Source organism: Niastella caeni (genome assembly GCF_004834005.1).
Taxonomy (GTDB): Bacteria; Bacteroidota; Bacteroidia; order Chitinophagales; family Chitinophagaceae; genus Niastella; species Niastella caeni.
Genome location: NZ_STFF01000004.1, coordinates 174,916 through 191,840, shown reverse-complemented (window position 1 = coordinate 191,840; position 16,925 = coordinate 174,916). Strand labels below are relative to the sequence as shown.

Below are 16,925 nucleotides of genomic sequence, written 5' to 3'. Positions count from 1 at the left end.
ATTCCCCCGGAATTCAACACATGATGTTTGGCGCTGTTGTAGAAGTCGTTCTTCTTTGTCTAATTATACGTTATGCATGGAAATGGCCTCGTATTGAAATATGAAAAACCTAACAAAATGTCTTTAACAAATAATAAAGACAGATAGAACACCAGCCGGTAATTTGTTAGGCAATTTTAACATTAAAACTACCGAACGCTATTTGCACGTTAGTAAGAAGGTGCTCATTAATATTGAGAGTCCTTTGGATGACCTGTGGCGTAGCGGAAAGGTGGAACGGTAATAATATTTATTTTGTATTTGCGCCGTAACAATTTAAAAGGCGAATACTACTACTTTGATTATCAATACTGATTTTTTTAGGGCAAGACCGGTTAACGGCATATATTTAAGTGTTGCCAGCAAATGTATGAAAACAGTAGCTTTATTTACATACGACTCCTTACCCAAGAAATATAACTTTAATCAAAAATCAAAATACCGCATGTTAAAAAAAATTTCTTTTCTACTTTCTTTGCTTACAACCACTATTTATATCTTCGGACAAACATCTACTTTCCATGATGAAATAACCCAGGTCTTTCCTTTCTCTAACACGGCAGTAACCCTTACGCCATCATGGATAAAAGACAGGGAAACGCTAAATATTCAATATCTAAAATCATTGAATGCTGACCGGCTTTTGCATAATTTCAGAGTGAATGCAGGGCTTCCTTCCTCCGCTAAGCCATTAGAGGGCTGGGAGGCACCCAATATTGGCATAAGGGGACATTTTGTTGGACATTATCTTTCTGCCGTTTCAGAAGTGGTGGAAAAATATAGCGACACATTGTTGTCCAACAGGTTAAACTACATGACGGATGAATTGTACAAGTGCCAGCGAGCAATGGGCAATGGATATTTGAGTGCCTTTCCACAAACAGATTTTGATATACTTGAAAAGAAATTTGGGGGTGTGTGGGCTCCCTATTATACCTATCATAAACTCATGCAGGGGCTACTCGATGTTTACAAAAGAGCGAAGAACAAAAAAGCCTACGAGATGGTATTAAATATGGCAGATTATGTTGAAAAGAGGATGTCGAAACTGGACAGTGCTGCCATAGAAAAAATGCTTTATACTACAGCAGCCAACCCGCCAAACGAACCCGGCGCCATGAATGAGGTATTGTACAATTTATACAAAGTATCCAATGACCCGAAGCATCTTGCCTTAGCTAAATTGTTTGACCGTAACTGGTTTTTAAACCCTTTATCTCAGAATAAAGATCTTTTATCCGGGCTGCATTCCAATACACATTTAGTTATAGTGAACGGATTTGCACAAGGATATGCCATCACGAAAGAAGAAAAATATCATGCTGCCATAACCAACTTCTGGGATATGCTTATCAGCAGTCATGCCTATGTAAACGGTTCCAGCAGTGGCCCCCGCCCGAACGTTACCACGCCTACATCCCTTACCTCCGAGCATTGGGGTAAGCCCGGAGTGCTCAGCAATACCCTTACAAAGGAAATTGCGGAATCATGCGTTTCGCACAATACCCAAAAGCTTACTTCAACATTATTCACCTGGACCGGGAGCCCGAAATATGCCGATGCTTATATGAATACGTTTTATAACTCCATACTTGCGCTGCAAAGCGCCAAAAGTGGCAGGTGCGTATATCATTTACCTTTGGGTTCGCCAGGAAAAAAAGCTTTTCTGAAAGAAGATGATTTCCGATGTTGCAATGGCACCACCATAGAGGCTTTTGCTTTGCTTAATTCAGGTATTTATTTTCAAAACGACACATCGCTTTGGGTGAACATGTACATCCCTTCAAAAGTTAATTGGGCTTCCAGAGGCATTCTGTTGGAGCAACAAGGGAACTTTCCTACCGATACCGCCGTTTTATTTCAAGTATCGGTTAAAACAAAAACCAGCTTTTCACTGAAACTTTTTGTTCCTGAATGGGCAAACAATGCAGAGGTGTATGTGAATGGGGTAAAACAGGCCATGGCCGTTATTCCCTCATCCTATGTATCGCTCAATCGTCAATGGCAGCATAAAGATCAAATAAAGATTGTATTCCATTACCGCTTCCACGCCAAATCAATGCCCGACGACGAGAACGTAATAGCCATTTATTATGGGCCGATGCTATTGGCGTTTGAAAGCGAGTCTGAACTTGTTCTAAGGTTACACAAAGAAGAAATCCTTCAGCATATAGTTGTAGATAATATCAGCCAACGAACATTTAAGCTGACCGACAATGGAAACTCCTACCTGCTTAGACCGTTGTTTGATATTGGCGAACAATCTTATGGAGTATATGCTACGCTACGAGATTATTGAAAAAACACTGCTGGCAACATGAGTATTATTTACCACAGCCCTACCATCCCGCCTTTATCGTGTTATTGGCCTCCTTGCAGATGGCAGCGCGATGAATGATCACCTTTTCTTCTGTATTACTGAAGCTTATCTCTACCCAACCATTGTACACTTTACTGTTGTTTATAATCTGTATAGCTATAAAACGTCGTGACGCATCTTTCCATTTCCCTGCCCAGTATGGCGGCTGATTATCAGTGAATATTTTTTGCGCCAGTATTACTCCGGATGCATTATACCAGGTATAACCGGAAAAACTTTCGGGGTAAATAGTTTCCCCCATCTGCATGACCGGTATCTCCTCTATGTCATTTACCGGAAGATTAGCATAAAAAGAACTGGTTACCCACCATTGTTTTTTGTCCTGCTTGTTCAGTGGGTCTGCTACTAACATCGTAGTGAAATAAATATCTTTAGAACCGTTGCCATCAAGATCAAATGAGGCCGACCGGTTAAAAACAACTCCGCTATCGTTCAGATTCAAATACCGCATTTCAGGGTTAGTTGCCTCAGGAACATTATCCTTTTTGCAGCAGCCCGCCAGTAGTAGAGCGAATCCTGCAACTACGATCATCTTTTTCATATAAAAAATTTTACAAAACTTCAATTATTTCGGTTACCTGCATGTGTTAAATAAGGATGAACTGTAAAAGAAGCTGGATGAAATGATATTTGGTGGCGCCTGCCATCGCAGGGGTGCTACGCTATACATTGCCATTGACCATACCTGGATATCACAAGGAGAAACAAAAAAGCCGCCATACCAGCGGGTCACTTTCCAGCAACTCGATATAAAACTTATAGATCACGGGTCAGCGTTGGTTTTTATTATTTATTAGGTCTTTCACCAGGTGGTAATGGCGTTCTAACCGGTTGGCATATGCTTTGTCTGTTCGAAGGATATCTTCGAAATCAGCGGGTCACTTTCCAGCAAAATGCGTGATAATGAAGACAATGACAGAATTGTTCCAAAAGTCACGTTCAAACCGGCCTTGGCCTAAAAAAATCATCCGCCAGCCAATATCCGCAAGTTACTGTGGAACGAACCCTCTGCAAAAATTTACATCCATTTACATTCTATTTACATGGTGTTTACCACCGTTCCTCTTATTTGGTTACAAAAACTGTGAACATGAGTTTGACAATGGAAGATGTATTAAATGCTTTTGGAATGGTAAAGAGTCTGAGTATATACATAAGCTCAAAAACAGAAACCTAAACAAAAGCAAGAAAATAATGCATGTCTTAGCGTTTTTGCAAAACAAATATGGCGAGACAAATATTATCATCAATGACCACTGGGAGGCTGACAGGGAAGCTATTGGTCTGACAGACAAGACCGGACAGTACTTAGCTTATATTTCAACAATTAGCAACATAGACAATAACTACTTCGTTGCTTTAGAAAATCCATCTGCTTATAATGAAATGCCATATTCACCTGCTGGGGATTTTGACAATATTAGTTTGACAGAACTTGAAAAAATATTGATACCACATTTAAAATTGCGTGACTAAAGCGAACGCAACATGGGTTTTGTAAAATACGATATGATTAGTAACTCACATCAGCAGTTGTAATTCTATTTATTTTTTTTACTTTAGACGTATAAAATCAAAAGTTACGGCCAGGCGAATAGACGGGATACGAATGCCCGTACTTAGTGAGGCCCGGAACGTTGGCTGCAAGCATTAAAGAAAATAGTATTCCAAATCGAAATCATCACATGGAAATCATCTACAAATTTGATATTGTTCCTACTCCCGACCAGATAGTAAAACTTTATAATGAATCTGGATTACCGAGACCAACAGCCGATAAAGATCGAATCAAAATCATGTTTGAAAATTCAAACCTCATTGTTACAGCTTGGGATAATTCAACTCTCGTAGGAGTTGCCAGATCTATTACCGACTGGGCCTGGAGTTGCTACCTTGCAGATTTAGCAGTAGATCCCAACTATAAAAAATCTGGAATAGGGAAAAAACTCATTGACTTCACAAGAGAGAAAGTAGGGGAACAGGTTATGATTTTACTGCTTTCAGTTCCTACAGCAATGGAATATTACCCAAAAGTTGGATTTACAAAAGAAGACAGGGCATTCGCAATATTCAGAACAAGTTAAGCATTGTAAAATGCCTGCAGTATAATTTATAAGTATTGGTGGCAATTAAACTTACCGATATCAGACCAGACAAGGGTTTCAGCGGGTCTGAAAAATAAAGAAAGCTCCGAAAATTCGGAGCTTTCTAATTTGGTGGCCCGGATTAAAGAATTATCGAACCAGGAGATGGAGGAATTGAGTTTAATTTATAAGCTTAAGCCGCTGATCAGTACTATTTGCGGTATGTAAAGTGTAATAGACAATAATAATAGCTGAATGGTCATTACCAGTTGCAGGGTCATATCGGCCTTCGCTTCGAGATGCCATGTTAATACCCTGGGAGACGTTGTGTCTGCAAACAAAGACACTTCTCCTAATTCAACTTTTCCAATTCGATGACTAACGGGAAAGAACCATGACGGCTGGAAGTCGATGTTTTGTTATAACATTTTATTTTTTAATACCTTCCCGTTGCTCTGTATAGTCCAATGCTCAATGGTAACGACGTCTTTTTCCTTATCAGTGTCATAATTTTTAATTTTATGTAGCAGTAACTTTATTTTTCGATCATCGATCATTTGATATTCCGTATAATAATAATCTGGATTTTCTTCGCTCACATCACTGTCGTACTCGTTGCTGATATGAACTCTAGCAATAAATTGCCTTTTATTCTTTACGGTTAATAAAAATTCATCACCGCCTACATTAGTGGAATATTGCAGAATAACAACCGAAATGGAATCGTTGATTGTCCAGTCACGAGTTACTGATAAACGAGTCGTGGAGTCTAGGGGAATTGCAAATGCATCGAGCTTTTTTAATTGCTGTGTCCAATAGCCCGTTAAAGGCATGTCGTTTTTTAATAAATAAATTAAATAATCTGATGAGGTGGTATCGGCAGGGATAGGCATTTTCTGGTTGCCCGCCTCTTTTGAAATTTCAGTTTCTTTTTTCTGCATAGTATCGGTTCGAGCAGCGCCGGTATGTTGTTTATTTACCTGCCCATAATTGCACGAAAGAAATGATATGGAAAGAATAACTAGAAGTTTAGAGGTAGGCATATATGAAAGGTTTTTGGCAATCTACAATAGAATGGAATTTTGAAGAATACAAGGCGATTGGAAAAAGCTGCTGCAATCAACTTAGCTCGCCGGATGCCCCAGAAAGAATTCGACTTGATCCCAGAAATGGAGGTTCGATATTCCATTCCAGGATATAAATAAAAACGCCCTGTAAATATTGATTTACAGGGCGTTTCAGTTTTGGTGCCCAGGACTGGATTCGAACCAGCACACCCTTGCGAGCGCTGCGACCTGAACACAGTGCGTCTACCAATTTCGCCACCTGGGCATTTCAGATCTATATTAAATACTGAAAGAGCTTTTTTAATTCGGGTTGCAAAGATAACCGTAAATCTGAATTAGCCAAAAAATTATCGCCTTTTTTGTAAGAAAATGGTTGAGAAATAAGGAGATGCGTCTGGAAAGACGCCCTGAACGGCCCTTACGCATTGTTATCTAATCGCCCTCAGGCCCCAGTTAATCCCCAAATTAAACGGACTGGACTTTTGAATTAAATAGAACGGCTTTAGTAAAGCAAGGATAGGAGCCAGGCCACTCGCTTTCCAACCCGGCCACCTACCTTAAAATATCAGACAATCGCAATGATCACGCTTCCGGCTGGCTACTATCCGGCTCCTGCTTCTTAAAGCGCTTGTACAAAAAGAGCTTCCACTTTTCTTCTGCTACGCCGGCCTTGTCCATTTCCGCCCTTGCCAGCGTAAAGAACAGATCGGAAAGTCGATTGATATACGCCGGGATCGCCTCATGCACTTCATCTTCTTTCATCAACGTTACCAGCTTCCGCTCGCCGCGGCGCATTTGCGTGCGTACTACGTGGCACAACGCCGAGATCTCATTGCCGCCCGGCAATAAAAAGTAGTCGGAAGGGGAGGTCATGGCATTTTCCAATTCATCTATCCATGCTTCGCAAAAAGCCGCGCCGTCTTCGGGCATGGGATTGGTGTTCACCTTTTTGGTATCGGATGGCCGCGCAAGGTGCGACATCATATCCATCATATCCTTCTGTATTTTGTGCAAATTAGCCTGCCATTCATGGTCATTGCCCAGTTTGGCGCGCAGCAGCCCGATGGTTGAATTTACTTCATCAAGCGTTCCAAAGCAATCTACCCGTATATCATCCTTGTATACGCGCTTGCCGCCAAACAATCCGGTAGTGCCTTTATCGCCTTTTTTGGTATATATTTTCATTGTTCCTGATTGTGAACCGTGCCACGGTTTAGAACCGTGACCCGGTTTTATTTAAAAAGTGATTGAATAACGAACGTTGATGTTCCGTCCCTGCAAATTAAAGCCGCGCTTCTCATAATAATTCTCGTCGGTAATATTATTTACAAACACCCCAAATGTATGTTTTTTGGCATACGTATAACCGGCATAAAAATCGAGCACCATAAATTCAGGATATTCAATTTCAGGCGACCCGGCCGTATTGAAATCCGTATCCTTACGATGGCCTGCATACCGTCCGCTTAACCGTACATCGAGCCCTTTTCTATTGTTGTATTCTATACCATAACTTGCGGTCAGGCTGGCTACGTTGTAAATATCTCTTTTGGTTTTGTTACCGTTGGCGGCAATGGTTATTTCTTCCGCCCATATCGTTTTGGTAGCGTTGATAAATGTCCTTAATGAATATCGATTGTTTTGCAGGGCGCCAAAATCATACGACACTTCACCTTCCAGCCCGCGTATTTCTCCTTTGTTGGCATTGATGTACGTGGTGCGGGTACTGATCTCATAACCGCTAGCTGTCGTTTCTGTCGTAGTTGGCGTAGTGCGCTGGGTAGTAATGCGGTCTTTTACATCGGTAAAAAAGTAGGTAAGGTCTGCTGCAAAGCCCGATGCATTCTTCTGATACCGGATGCCTGCATCCCAGGTAATGCTGTTCTCATTTTTCAGGTCGGGGTTGCCTTGTGTTACGGTAGCCTTGTTACCGGTAATAATTTCTGAATACCCGGCTACATTATACGCATCGGGTGTTACATACGCACGTCCAACAGTTGCATGGATGGTAAGGTTCTTCAACACCTGGTATTGCGCGGCCAAACTCGGACTGACAAATGGATTGCTTTCTTTGCCGGGCGCATATGTTTCAAGCAGCGGCGTTTTCTTTACATCATAAGAAATGAGGTCATAGCGAATACCGGGATTGAGGATCAATTTTTCATTGAAGAAGTTCAATTGTCCCTGTACATAAGCGGCGGTAAATACCAGGCTGTAATTGGGTGAAAATGGCGCTCTTTCTGTGCGATTGCTATTGTAAGCCCTGGAAGTAGTAGACGCCCGGTTGTGATCGATCCCGAAAATAAGTGTATGCTGATCCAGCTTCACTACATCTTTTAACTGTACGCCATTCCATTCCGCTTTACTTTGGAAGGAAAGATACGGTGCAATGAAGTTGCCGCCTGAGATCAATGTATTGTTGAAATTTTTCTCCTCAGCAGCATAACCTCTTATAGAAACCTCATGATTGTGCAAATTGCCTGTAATGCTTAATTCACTGTTGTATCGTTCTATGTCTTTGGTGCTGGGCTGTGCATTCCCGTAAAAGATGTCACTGGGCGATTCTACATTTTTGGCAATGAACCGCTCGGCTTTTGCATTCACCTTCCAATTGTTTGTTAACTGATAGCCGGCTCGTATACTTCCGGTATTGTAATTTAACCGGGTGTATTCACGCCGTAACCCATCTGAACGCTTATCGTCTGCTTCTACCGGGCCGTCAGCAAAATTTTGCGTGGCGGTTTCTGCGTTCAGCATTTTTCTGAACACATTTCCATCGCCCAGCTTCATGTTTTTGGCGCGGTCGAAAGTGGTAAAGGAAAGATCGAAATCAAGCTTGTCCGTAATATTTCCACCGGTTGCAACCGTTCCTTTAAAGGTTTGGTAAGAACCGTATTCCGCTGACACCGTACTGCGAATAGCGCCTGCCGATTTACGGGTTATTACATTTACCACACCACCCATCGCTTGTGAGCCATAGATGGCGGAGGCTGATCCTTTCAATACTTCTATGCGTTCTATATCCGACGGATTGATGGTGGCTAAATTAGCCGTTCCTGCCGGCCTGCCGTCGATCAATAAAAGCGCACGCTGGTTCAACCCGCCTGTTTGCGGACGGAAACCGCGGATGCCTATGCCCGAGAGTAGCCCGGGATATTGCACAATATTCACAGCGGCATTCTTTTTCAACAGGTCGGTAAATTCCTGTCCGCCGGTGGTCTCTATGTCTGTACGATTGATAACGGTAATGCTTTGCGGCGTTTTGTTTCGCTGAATTTCGGTTCGGGTGGCCGTTACCACAACCTGCCCTAATGTTTGTGTTTTCAGGCTATCTGTTTGCCCGCTTTGCGACATGGCAGTGCCAGTAGCAGCAGCCAATGCGGCGCTGACCAATAAAAATTGCTTCATGGTTTTTGTTTACTTTACCCTATAGTGTGGGATGAATAATTGAGTAATATTGATTCTTGTATTTGATAATTTGCCTTTCACTCGTTGCCTTGTTACCTTGTTGCCTTTTTACTAAATACTGTAATGGGTACGCAATGAAGCCAGTAAACCGGCAATGGTATCATGCGTTTCATTTTTATACTTCCATTGCAGCGTGCTTCCGTTGTCAATGATGTGAATGCTTTCTGCTGCATCGGCCAAAACCCTGAACCCTTCCCTCTGCAACGCTCTTTTTGTCCAGAACAGAGGAGCGCCTTCACCTGTAAGCCCGATCGATTTTCCATTGCCATTGTGTATGGAAAATGTGCCGCTGCTTTTATCGAACTCAAAACCTTCTTTGTGAAAAGCCGTTTCAAAGGTGCCATTCAGCACTACATCTTCGGGTGCACCTTTTGTTAATACGCCATCGCTACGCAGCAACCATACTTCGTCGGCCGATTGCAGGGCTAGGTCGAGGTCGTGGGTAGAAAGTAAAATGCTTTTGGCCGTTGTTTTTGCCAGTTGATGCAGCAGGCGCATCATGGTTATACGGTTGGGAAGGTCAAGATGTGCGGTTGGTTCGTCGAGAATAATGATCGGCGTATCCTGCGCCAACGCTCTTGCCAGCATTACCTTCTGTGCCTCGCCATCACTCAACTCGTTTAGTTTCCTGTTGGCAAAAGTAGTGGTATCTGTTTTGCGCATGGCCAATTGCACTATTTCCCTGTCATGCGGTTGCAACGTACCTAACCAGTTGGTATAAGGGAACCGCCCCAACGCAATAATGGAATAAGCAGTGAGGTTACCGCTTTGCACTCTTTCCGTGAGCACCATACTTAATCGCTTGGCTCTTTCCTGCGGTTGTAACTTCGTAATATTCTTACCATTTATTGCTACCGTGCCCGATAGGGAAGGCTGTAAACCGGCCAGGGTACGAATGAGCGTAGATTTACCGGCGCCGTTGGGTCCCAGCAAACAGATCAACTGTCCGGAATGCATTTCCAGTTCCAGCGGGCCGGAAAGAACTTTTTCTTCTTTCTTTCCTTTCTTATATCCGATGCATAACCGACTTGCTTTTAATAAAGGTGCTGTGTTATTCATCAGAAAGAATTTTTTAAATTATTCCGGCTCATAATGATCCAGATAACTACCGGAGAACCTACCAGCGCCGTAATGACATTGATGGGCAATACCGAATTGCTTCCCGGCAATTGGGCAATGATATCACACAGCAGCATAAGCGAGGTGCCTATTAAACAACAGGCAGGTATAAGCACCCGGTGATCCGACGTATTGAACAGTGAGCGCGCCAGGTGCGGTACGGCAATGCCAATAAAGCTGATAGGGCCGCAAAAGGCTGTAACGCTGCCCGCCAGTAAACTGGTGCTGCCAATGATCAGCAACCGGGCCCTGTTTACCGTTAAACCCATGGTACGGGCATACCGCTCACCCAACAATAATGTATCGAGCATTTTGGAGGAGGCAAATGAAATGAGCAAACCCACCGCCACTACCGCTGCCAGCAGGTAAAGCTGGCTGCCGGAAACACCACCAAGCGAACCGAATGTCCATAGTAAATAATCTTTCAATTGCTCCGGTGCGCTGAAGTATTGCCAGATGCTGATAACGGAAAGGGTAATATTGCCGATCATAATACCCACCACCAGCATAATGACATTATCTCTGATGCGGGCCGAAATGGCTATTACGAGGAACATGATAAAAGCGGCGCCCAATGAAGCCGCCAGCAAGATCAACCAGCTTCCCGAAATGCCCAGCTCTTTAATGGAGTAAATGGTAGTGATGGTGCCTGCGGATAACATCACCAGCGCAACGCCCAAACTGGCGCCGGCGGTAATGCCCAGCACCGAAGGACTTGCCAGGGGATTGCGGAAAAGCGTTTGCATCTGCAAGCCGCTCACCGGTAGTCCACAGCCAACAATAATGGCTGTAATGGCCTTGGGGATCCTGATGTTTTCAATAATGTATCGCCATGCTTCATTATCTGATTTGCCCGATACAATAATATCCAGCACTGCCTGAAACGGAATAGACACAGAACCGAAGGCTACATCTGTTATGAAAACGATCAGCAGCAGAATAAACAATGCGGTCATTTTCCCGAAGGAAGCCCATTGATATTTTCGGGTAGCAGGATGAGTTGCTACGTTCATTATTGTATTTGTTGGTAATAAAACAGTTGATGGTCTGGTAATAGCTCCGGATGAAAAATTTTAACCAGGTCGGCGAGGATCAGGTGTGGATTCACAGCGCCTGATTCCCAGAAATCATTGGCGCCAATGTCGTTCACGCGCTTATTGCTGTTATACATTGTTCCTTTCCTGTATGAATTAAACCGGGTATAGCGTTGATCAGCAGCAGCAATTTCTTCTTTTGTTTTGGCATTGCTCATGTTCAGCCAGAAATCGGCTTTCAGCGCAATGGGCGCCACCGTTTCAAAATTAAGCGCCAGGCTGCCGGTGCCTATTACATTTGCCCAATGGTATTTAGCCCCCGCATCTTTTAATAATTGTGTGATGTAACTGTCGCCGTCAGGAACAAACCAGGTGCCTTTAAAAGGCATTCCAACCACTACCTCAGGTTGCAGCGTTACTTTTGCGGCCAGCGCTTTTATGCGATTGTATTCTTTTACCAGCTCTTCAAATTTTGGGTTCACTACTTCTTCTTTATTCAGCAGGGCTGCCATAAGCTTCACCCATTCTGAACGTCCAAACCCGTCGGTTTCCAGCCATTCTGCATTCATCATTACCGGAATGCCGGCGCCGGTCAACGGCTGGTAGCGGCTGAATGGCGCATCCGGACTGCCCATTGTCATAACCAGGTCGGGTTTCATGGCAATGATCAACTCATGATTCATCTGGCTGCCATTGCCCACTTCAACCACTTTGCCGGTTGCCATATTCCTGCGCACGGCAGGCGAGGTAACATATTTTGCTTCGGCCAATCCGGTTATTACATCCACCGCACCGGCAAACTCTGCCAATGCAATGTGCATGGAAGAGGTAACCACCATTTTTTGCACGGGTATCTGTATTACCTGTGCGCCCGGATGATTGGCAGGCGCAGGCGTTCCCCGCTGCACCAACAAATATTGAAGGGTGTCGCTTTTGTCGGAAAAACGGTTTACAATTTTAACCAGCTTGTAGTTTTCGAAATATTCTATTGTAAACCCTTTTGAATATTGAATGGTGGTTTTTGCGGCAGCAGCATGCTTGTCAGCAACCGTACCGGGCGATGACTTGGCCGCTTGTTTACAGGCGGTAAACCCTGCCAACAAAACAACAATACAGTAAATGCTAAGTGAACATAAACCTGGTAGGCCTTGCAGAAAAAGGTGTTTTCTGCCCTTAAGAAGAAACCTGCTTTTTTTCATTTTTGCTCTTTGCCTTTCTTCCGAAAGCGGTGAGTAAATTTTATTGTAAAGGCAGGTCTTCTGACTTGTTCCCTGTTGACTGACCTTCCCATCCTGGCTAAGCCGGGACAGTGGTATGGAGTTGCAACAGTCGTGAGACGGCAAACGTAAAACAGCAAACGGTTCCAGCAGGCGCATTAAATTTCGCAGCCTGTCCCGATAAGTCGGGGTACCCCATTTCACGTTTCACTTTTCACGAACAAGAACTTACAGCAGCGGAGACTGTTCCGGACTTACACCGGATTCCCTATTAAAGCAGCGGATGCTGCTACCTTCGGCGGCGAAAGTAATAATAATTTTGTTTATCTATGGTTTTTAAATTCCTGCATAAACCAATTTCTTTAAATGGTTTGAAGGCTCTTATGACTTGATGGATTGATTGCTTGATGGTTGGATGATAAATTATAAACCTGTTGAGTACTGTTGGCCTCTTCAAATTGCGGAGTTTTTAACCATCAAACAATCGGGCAATCAAACAATCAATTTTTTAACCATCAAACAATCGATTTTAATATAAAATTCATCCTGTTCTCAACGCTGTCTTCCGGCACTTCTATCAGCGTAAAGCCTGCTGCCTGGTACGTTTCCCTGATGTTTGCATACAAATGAACCGCTTCCTCAAATGGCTGCCATCGCTCGGCATCATTTACATAGATGGCTTTCCAGGGTGGTAAAATAAAAACGAGTTGCTGGTATGGATGCTGTCGTAACGCGGAGTAATAACGATCATCAACAGGAAGCGCAGCGGCTTTCAGGTAAGCGATAATATCGGGGATGCCGCGATCGAAAAAAGTTACGCCTGTATAATCAGTAGTTTGGGCATACGATTCTATCATTCGGCTTAGAACCTTATTGGCAAAACAGGAAAGGTTGCGCCAGGGAAGGCAATCGGAGCCTTTAGCAACCTGTTCTATGATCACCTGGCGGGATGCTTCTTCTGAAGAATGATAACCTGAATACTTTAATGCCTGCAACAAACTTGTTTTGCCGGCTCCCGGCCCTCCGGTGATAATATATTTTTCAGAAATATTCAATGGGTACTTATGTAAATGTCAAGTAAATGATAAGAGAAATGATCAGCACGGCACACAAACATACTTTATGATTGATGCTGCCTGCTAAAGCTATTTCATGATGCATCACGGCTCTGTCGTTGGTACCGATAAAAGGTTTCTCCACCCGAATACCATGATAGTTGTTTGGTCCGCCAAAACGGCTATCCATGATGCCGGCCAGGGCTGCTTCGGGATAACCTGAATTGGGACTTTTATGCTTATTGCCATATTGGAAAATAAATTGGAGGCCACGCCAACTGTAACTAACCAGCACCATCAGCAACGCGGTGATGCGGGCGGGAATAAAGTTCGCTACATCATCGAGCCGGGCCGCAAATTTACCAAACTGCTCATATCGTTCATTGCGGTAACCCACCATCGAATCCAGGGTATTGATCATTTTATAGGTCATCATACCGGGCACACCCGCTATGGCGTAATAGAACAGGGGTGCAACAACGCCATCGCTTAAATTCTCCGACATGGTTTCCAGCACGGCTATGCGTATTTGCTGCGGCGTTAGCGCAGTGGTATCCCGGCCTACAATGCGGCTCAGTTGTTTGCGCCCTGCTTCAATGCCCTGTGCTTCCAGTGCATGAAATACTTTTTTGCCTTCTTCAATCAGGCTTTTATTAGCCAGTCCGTAGTAAACAAATACAGTACTGAAGATCAAATATAGTATGGGTTGAAAGGTGAGGAGCATGACTGATGAATAATAGAAGAAAAAGAAGGCGGTGGCACATAAAGCAAGCGTGAACAACGTCCCTTTCAAAAACCGGTTATTCCCTTTGTTCAACAGTTTTTCGCCTTTGTAAATGGTATTACCGAACAAGCGAATAGGGTGGGGCAACCGTTCAGGATCACCCAGCAGCAGGTCTAATAAATAGCCCGTCAACAGCGGCAGTATCAGGAGCAATGTTTTATCCATTCTTGTAAGGCAGCTATTAGTAATTCGTTTTTATCTTTTGTCAGCGTGGCAATCCGAAAATGTTGTTCGGTCAAACCCCTGAAGTTGGAAGCATCCCGGATCAATAACCGGTGGTGATCGATCAAATATGCTTTCAATTCCCGCGCTGTTCCAACAGGTGTTTTGGCAAGAAAATAATGGGTGTAACTATTGTCGATAGTGAATGACAGTTGCCGTAATTGCTGCATCAGTTGTTCTTTATCGTTGAAGATCCGTTCTAATGGAAGTTGCATGCCGGAAATATGATCAAAGATATAATGGCCCGCCGCTATGGCAAATGCATTGACCGACCAGGGCATTTTGCACTGCAATAATGTATCGATCAACCGCGCATGCGCAGCAATGTACCCAAGCCGTAAGCCGGGTATTGCATAAGCCTTGGTAAGTGAACGAAGAACAATAACATTCTCACAGGTATTGATCAGAGATATAAGGGAATTAATGCCAACAGTAAATTCAATAAAGGCTTCATCTATTACAAACAGGGTTTCGGGATGGGCTTTTATTAATGCCTCCAGTTGCGGAAAAACATGGCCGGTCGGGTTATTGGGATTACAGAGAAAGAACAACCCTTTATCCATTTGCATGTTTGGATGGATGGCATCCTGGTTTACAAACTGTACCTGGTGATGGTGCATCCTGCAGGCATCTTCATATTCGGCAAAGGCCGGAATGGCGATTGTTGTTTGTAGGTTTTTATATGCCTGCGCAATGAGGTAAATACTTTCCGTAGTACCATTGGTGATCAGCACATTCGAAGCGTGCAACTGATGATGCTGGCTTATTTTTTGGGCAAGGCTTTCGGCCAGCACTTCGGGGTATTTGTTGAGCACCTGCCACTGCTGAAAAATATGTTCTTTCAATCCGGCGGGCTCGCCGCCATAGAATACATTGGTGCTGAAATCAGCTATTATCTCCTGTTTATAGCAGTAAGCATCATCTCCGTGTCCCTGCAGCATAAGTTTTATGATTTCATATTTTGGTACACCTGCTTCATGTCAACATGTTCTCGTATAAGCGTCGCCAGCTTGTCATACTGTTCTTCTTTAAATTGCCGGTAATTGAAGGAAGTGGCAACGGAGCTGGTGCAGGTCGACAACAGATCATTTACCACCGCATCATTATCCAGAATGCCGTGCACATATGTTCCCCAGCAGGTATTGTTTAAGTAACAGCCATCGGTACTGCCATCAGAAAAAGTAATTACCGGTTCATGCCCCGTGCGGGTAACAGCCGTTTGTCCCATGTGTATTTCATAACCCGTACAGGCAGCTGCATACTGGCGGTACCTAAACGTGCGCTGCAGCGTTGTTTTTTCCTTTCCTAAAACCGTGTGCACCGGGAGCAGGCCCAGTCCGGCCACTTTTCCCGCTTTGCTTTCCACTTCAAATGGGTCTTCAATGAGTTCGCCCATCATCTGGTAGCCGCCACAAATACCAACTACTGTTTTTCCTTTTTTTTGCGCTTCAATAACAGCCTTTGCAACGCCATTATTTTTAATGGCGATCAGGTCTTCTATGGTGTTCTTGCTTCCGGGAAGAATAATGATCTCGCTTTTTGTAATTTCTGCAGGGTCAACGGTGTAAAACAAGTTTACCCGGGGATCTTTTTCCAACCGGTCGAAGTCGGTAAAGTTCGATAAGCGGTGGAGCAGTACAACCGCAACATTTATTTTATTATTCACCGAGGCGCGCTTCTTAAGCTGCAGTTGTACAGAGTCTTCTTCTTCAATAAAGATATCTCTGAAATAAGGCAGTACGCCAATGACCGGCACGCCACACAGTTCTTCAATCATCTTTCTGCCATCGTCGAACAGGCGGCTGTCGCCCCTGAATTTATTAATGATAATGCCTTTGATACATTGCCTTTCGGGTGGGGTAAGTAAAGCAATGGTGCCATACAGGCTGCCAAAGATTCCGCCGCGGTCTATATCACCAATGAGGTAAGTGGCGGCGTTGGCATGCATGGCCATGCGCATATTGGTGATGTCGCGCTGTTTAAGATTCAGTTCAGAGATGCTGCCGGCGCCTTCCATAACAACAGGCGCGTAACGGGCGGCTAAACGATCATAGGCTTTTGTCACTTCTGCAAACAACTCCTGGCGGTCGTTGCCCATGAAATACTCCCAGGCCGATTGCGTGCCAATGGGTTTACCATTTAAAACAACCTGTGAACTTTTATCACTGACAGGTTTCAGCAGCACCGGGTTCATATCGGTATGGCAGGGAATTCCGGCGGCTTCAGCCTGTACCGCCTGTGCACGGCCAATTTCAAAACCTTCCGGCGTGGCATAGCTGTTCAGCGACATGTTTTGTCCTTTGAAAGGGGCAGGGTGGTAGCCATCCTGTTTCAATATTCTGCAGAACCCGGCGGTAATAATGCTTTTTCCCACATCGGAAGCAGTACCTACAAACATTAAAGAACGGAGCGCATTTTTCGATGGTGTCATCAGGAATTAATAGAATAAACAGCTT

Annotated in this window: 15 protein-coding genes, 1 tRNA gene and 1 riboswitch; of the genes, 3 read left to right on the top strand and 13 right to left on the bottom strand. The window is 44.0% G+C overall.

Annotated features, from left to right (window positions below; genetic code table 11):
* Positions 1-409 precede the first annotated feature (409 nt).
* A complete protein-coding gene (locus FAM09_RS15695; RefSeq protein ID WP_208025577.1) occupies positions 410-2,338 on the top strand; it encodes a beta-L-arabinofuranosidase domain-containing protein in 1,929 nt (642 codons plus the stop codon).
* A gap of 40 nt (positions 2,339-2,378) precedes the next feature.
* Here the strand turns inward: FAM09_RS15695 and FAM09_RS15690 are convergent, their stop codons facing one another.
* On the bottom strand, positions 2,379-2,960 hold the full coding sequence (locus FAM09_RS15690; RefSeq protein WP_136578080.1) for a membrane lipoprotein lipid attachment site-containing protein: 582 nt from the start codon (positions 2,958-2,960) through the stop codon (positions 2,379-2,381).
* Positions 2,961-3,322: 362 nt separating this feature from the next.
* Here FAM09_RS15690 and FAM09_RS15685 point away from each other — a divergent pair, with 362 nt between their 5' ends.
* The gene (locus FAM09_RS15685) at positions 3,323-3,895 is read left to right on the top strand and encodes a hypothetical protein (RefSeq protein ID WP_136578079.1); all 573 of its coding nucleotides are present in this window, start codon (positions 3,323-3,325) and stop codon (positions 3,893-3,895) included.
* Positions 3,896-4,104: 209 nt separating this feature from the next.
* Positions 4,105-4,503: a GNAT family N-acetyltransferase gene (locus tag FAM09_RS15680; RefSeq protein WP_136578078.1), complete on the top strand. Its 399-nt coding sequence runs from the start codon at positions 4,105-4,107 to the stop codon at positions 4,501-4,503.
* A 185-nt stretch (positions 4,504-4,688) separates the two neighbouring features.
* Here FAM09_RS15680 and FAM09_RS30700 read toward each other — a convergent pair whose 3' ends face one another.
* From FAM09_RS30700 to FAM09_RS15625, 12 genes are all read right to left on the bottom strand, one after another.
* A complete protein-coding gene (locus FAM09_RS30700) occupies positions 4,689-4,850 on the bottom strand; it encodes a hypothetical protein (RefSeq protein WP_153825454.1) in 162 nt (53 codons plus the stop codon).
* A gap of 72 nt (positions 4,851-4,922) precedes the next feature.
* The gene (locus FAM09_RS15675) at positions 4,923-5,546 is read right to left on the bottom strand and encodes a hypothetical protein (RefSeq protein ID WP_136578077.1); all 624 of its coding nucleotides are present in this window, start codon (positions 5,544-5,546) and stop codon (positions 4,923-4,925) included.
* Between the two features lie 202 nt (positions 5,547-5,748).
* Positions 5,749-5,835, bottom strand: a tRNA-Leu gene (locus FAM09_RS15670).
* Positions 5,836-6,152: 317 nt separating this feature from the next.
* Positions 6,153-6,755 carry a cob(I)yrinic acid a,c-diamide adenosyltransferase gene (locus FAM09_RS15665; RefSeq protein WP_136578076.1) on the bottom strand — a complete coding sequence of 201 codons (603 nt, stop codon included), beginning with the start codon at positions 6,753-6,755 and terminating at the stop codon, positions 6,153-6,155.
* Positions 6,756-6,806: 51 nt separating this feature from the next.
* The gene (locus tag FAM09_RS15660) at positions 6,807-8,978 is read right to left on the bottom strand and encodes a TonB-dependent receptor (RefSeq protein ID WP_136578075.1); all 2,172 of its coding nucleotides are present in this window, start codon (positions 8,976-8,978) and stop codon (positions 6,807-6,809) included.
* A gap of 111 nt (positions 8,979-9,089) precedes the next feature.
* Positions 9,090-10,097, bottom strand: a complete 1,008-nt coding sequence (locus FAM09_RS15655) for an ABC transporter ATP-binding protein (RefSeq protein ID WP_136578074.1) — start codon at positions 10,095-10,097, stop codon at positions 9,090-9,092.
* The gene (locus tag FAM09_RS15650; protein WP_136578073.1) at positions 10,097-11,170 is read right to left on the bottom strand and encodes a FecCD family ABC transporter permease; all 1,074 of its coding nucleotides are present in this window, start codon (positions 11,168-11,170) and stop codon (positions 10,097-10,099) included. Before FAM09_RS15650 ends, FAM09_RS15655 begins: the two co-directional genes overlap by 1 nt.
* Positions 11,170-12,390, bottom strand: coding sequence for an ABC transporter substrate-binding protein (locus FAM09_RS15645; protein WP_136578072.1), 1,221 nt, complete (start codon positions 12,388-12,390; stop codon positions 11,170-11,172). Before FAM09_RS15645 ends, FAM09_RS15650 begins: the two co-directional genes overlap by 1 nt.
* 33 nt (positions 12,391-12,423) lie before the next feature.
* Positions 12,424-12,720: riboswitch (cobalamin riboswitch) on the bottom strand.
* A 203-nt stretch (positions 12,721-12,923) separates the two neighbouring features.
* A complete protein-coding gene (locus FAM09_RS15640) occupies positions 12,924-13,463 on the bottom strand; it encodes an AAA family ATPase (RefSeq protein ID WP_136578071.1) in 540 nt (179 codons plus the stop codon).
* Between the two features lie 7 nt (positions 13,464-13,470).
* Positions 13,471-14,412, bottom strand: coding sequence for an adenosylcobinamide-phosphate synthase CbiB (gene cbiB, locus FAM09_RS15635; RefSeq protein WP_136578070.1), 942 nt, complete (start codon positions 14,410-14,412; stop codon positions 13,471-13,473).
* Positions 14,391-15,410, bottom strand: a complete 1,020-nt coding sequence (locus FAM09_RS15630; RefSeq protein WP_136578069.1) for a pyridoxal phosphate-dependent aminotransferase — start codon at positions 15,408-15,410, stop codon at positions 14,391-14,393. The genes cbiB and FAM09_RS15630 overlap by 22 nt, the downstream gene beginning before the upstream one ends.
* 5 nt (positions 15,411-15,415) lie before the next feature.
* On the bottom strand, positions 15,416-16,900 hold the full coding sequence (locus FAM09_RS15625) for a cobyric acid synthase (RefSeq protein WP_243751684.1): 1,485 nt from the start codon (positions 16,898-16,900) through the stop codon (positions 15,416-15,418).
* Between the last annotated feature and the right edge of the window lie 25 nt (positions 16,901-16,925).